The organism is Ruegeria sp. HU-ET01832, assembly GCF_040371315.1.
Taxonomy (GTDB): Bacteria; Pseudomonadota; Alphaproteobacteria; order Rhodobacterales; family Rhodobacteraceae; genus Ruegeria; species Ruegeria lacuscaerulensis_A.
This window is the reverse complement of record NZ_BAABWL010000015.1, coordinates 1-2,500: the sequence shown is the minus strand read 5'-3', so window position 1 is coordinate 2,500 and position 2,500 is coordinate 1. Positions and strand designations below refer to the sequence as shown.

1 tRNA gene and 2 rRNA genes (1 of these 3 cut by a window edge) are annotated in these 2,500 nt (G+C 54.3%); all 3 read left to right on the top strand.

The window, feature by feature from the left end:
* Nucleotides 1-2,068, top strand: a 23S ribosomal RNA gene (locus ABWV79_RS22220); it begins 759 nt to the left of the window's first position.
* A gap of 189 nt (nt 2,069-2,257) precedes the next feature.
* Nucleotides 2,258-2,372: ribosomal RNA gene (gene rrf, locus ABWV79_RS22215) — 5S ribosomal RNA — on the top strand.
* Nucleotides 2,373-2,423: 51 nt separating this feature from the next.
* A tRNA-Met gene (locus tag ABWV79_RS22210) sits at nt 2,424-2,500 on the top strand.

The following is a 2,500-nucleotide window of genomic DNA, read 5'->3' as shown; positions in this document are numbered from 1 at the left end:
CACATCCGTTGAAAAGGATCGGGATGAGCTGTGCCTAGGGGTGAAAGGCCAATCAAACTCGGAGATAGCTGGTTCTCTGCGAAATCTATTTAGGTAGAGCGTCATCCGAATACCCCGGGGGGTAGAGCACTGGATGGGTAATGGGGCCCCACAGGCTTACTGATCCTAACCAAACTCCGAATACCCGGGAGTACTAGATGGCAGACACACTGCGGATGCTAACGTCCGTAGTGGAGAGGGAAACAACCCTGACCTACGACTAAGGCCCCCAATTCATGGCTAAGTGGGAAAGCAGGTGGGACGACCAAAACAACCAGGAGGTTGGCTTAGAAGCAGCCATCCTTTAAAGATAGCGTAACAGCTCACTGGTCTAAATAAGTTGTCCTGCGGCGAAGATGTAACGGGGCTCAAGCCATGAGCCGAAGTCTAGGGATGCGTAAGCATCGGTAGCAGAGCGTAGTGTGACATAGTCTCATTCCTCCTTCATGCCTTCGGGCAGATTGGAGGAGAGAGGCTTTCGATGAAGCGGGCGCGTGAGCGATCCCGTGGAGAGATCACTAGTGAGAATGATGACATGAGTAGCGACAAAGAGTGTGAGAGACACTCTCGCCGAAAGTCCAAGGGTTCCTGCTTAAAGCTAATCTGAGCAGGGTAAGCCGGCCCCTAAGCCGAGGCCGAAAGGCGTAGGCGATGGGAACTAGGTTAATATTCCTAGGCCAGGAGGATGTGACGGATCACAGGTGTAGTTCAATCTTATCGGATTGATTGGGCTGCTGAGTGGTTCCTGGAAATAGCCCTCCATCAGACCGTACCCTAAACCGACACAGGTGGACTGGTAGAGCATACCAAGGCGCTTGAGAGAACGATGTTGAAGGAACTCGGCAAAATACCTCCGTAAGTTCGCGAGAAGGAGGCCCGGTTCCTAGGCAACTAGGGGCTGGGGGCACAAACCAGGGGGTGGCGACTGTTTATTAAAAACACAGGGCTCTGCGAAGTCGCAAGACGACGTATAGGGTCTGACGCCTGCCCGGTGCCTGAAGGTTAAAAGGAGAGGTGAGAGCCTTGAATTGAAGCCCAGGTAAACGGCGGCCGTAACTATAACGGTCCTAAGGTAGCGAAATTCCTTGTCGGGTAAGTTCCGACCTGCACGAATGGCGTAACGACTTCCCCGCTGTCTCCAACATCGACTCAGCGAAATTGAATTGCCTGTCAAGATGCAGGCTTCCCGCGGTTAGACGGAAAGACCCCGTGCACCTTTACTACAGCTTCGCACTGGCATCAGGATTGTGATGTGCAGGATAGGTGGTAGGCTTTGAAGCAGGAACGCAAGTACCTGTGGAGCCTCCCTTGAGATACCACCCTTCGCACTCTTGATGTCTAACCGCGGTCCGTTATCCGGATCCGGGACCCTGCGTGGCGGGTAGTTTGACTGGGGCGGTCGCCTCCTAAAGCGTAACGGAGGCGCGCGAAGGTTGGCTCAGAGCGGTCGGAAATCGCTCGTTGAGTGCAATGGCAGAAGCCAGCCTGACTGCAAGACTGACAAGTCGAGCAGAGTCGAAAGACGGCCATAGTGATCCGGTGGTCCCGAGTGGAAGGGCCATCGCTCAACGGATAAAAGGTACGCCGGGGATAACAGGCTGATACTGCCCAAGAGTCCATATCGACGGCAGTGTTTGGCACCTCGATGTCGGCTCATCTCATCCTGGGGCTGGAGCAGGTCCCAAGGGTACGGCTGTTCGCCGTTTAAAGAGGTACGTGAGCTGGGTTTAGAACGTCGTGAGACAGTTCGGTCCCTATCTGCCGTGGGTGTAGGAGACTTGAGAGGAGTTGCCCCTAGTACGAGAGGACCGGGGTGAACGATCCACTGGTGGACCAGTTGTCGTGCCAACGGCAGTGCTGGGTAGCTATGATCGGACAGGATAACCGCTGAAGGCATCTAAGCGGGAAGCCCCCCTCAAAACAAGGTCTCCCTGAGGGCCGTGGAAGACCACCACGTCAATAGGCCGGAGATGTAAGCGCAGTAATGCGTTCAGTTGACCGGTACTAATCGCCCGATAGGCTTGATTTGATCCAGTAATGGAAAGACAAATCAAAAACATACACCTCAGTAAACATGGACAGCGCGTGCCAACGCAAACGGCACTGTTGATTGATAACTACAACCGAGTGGCAACGCGCCTTTTGCAAGCAAAAGACGCTGCTTGCCACCTCGTCGCTTTCTTGCACAGCAAGAAAGTCGACATGGGCTTTTCCTCGGTTTGGTGGTCATAGCGCAAGTGAAACACCCGGTCCCATCCCGAACCCGGAAGTTAAGCACTGCCGCGCCAATGGTACTTGGGCTTAAGCCCCGGGAGAGTAGGTCACCGCCAAACCTAGAAAAAGCCCACACATCTCTCTAAACGATGATACAAATCTGACTCTGACGCGGGATGGAGCAGCCCGGTAGCTCGTCAGGCTCATAACCTGAAGGTCGCAGGTTCAAATCCTGCTCCCGCAACCA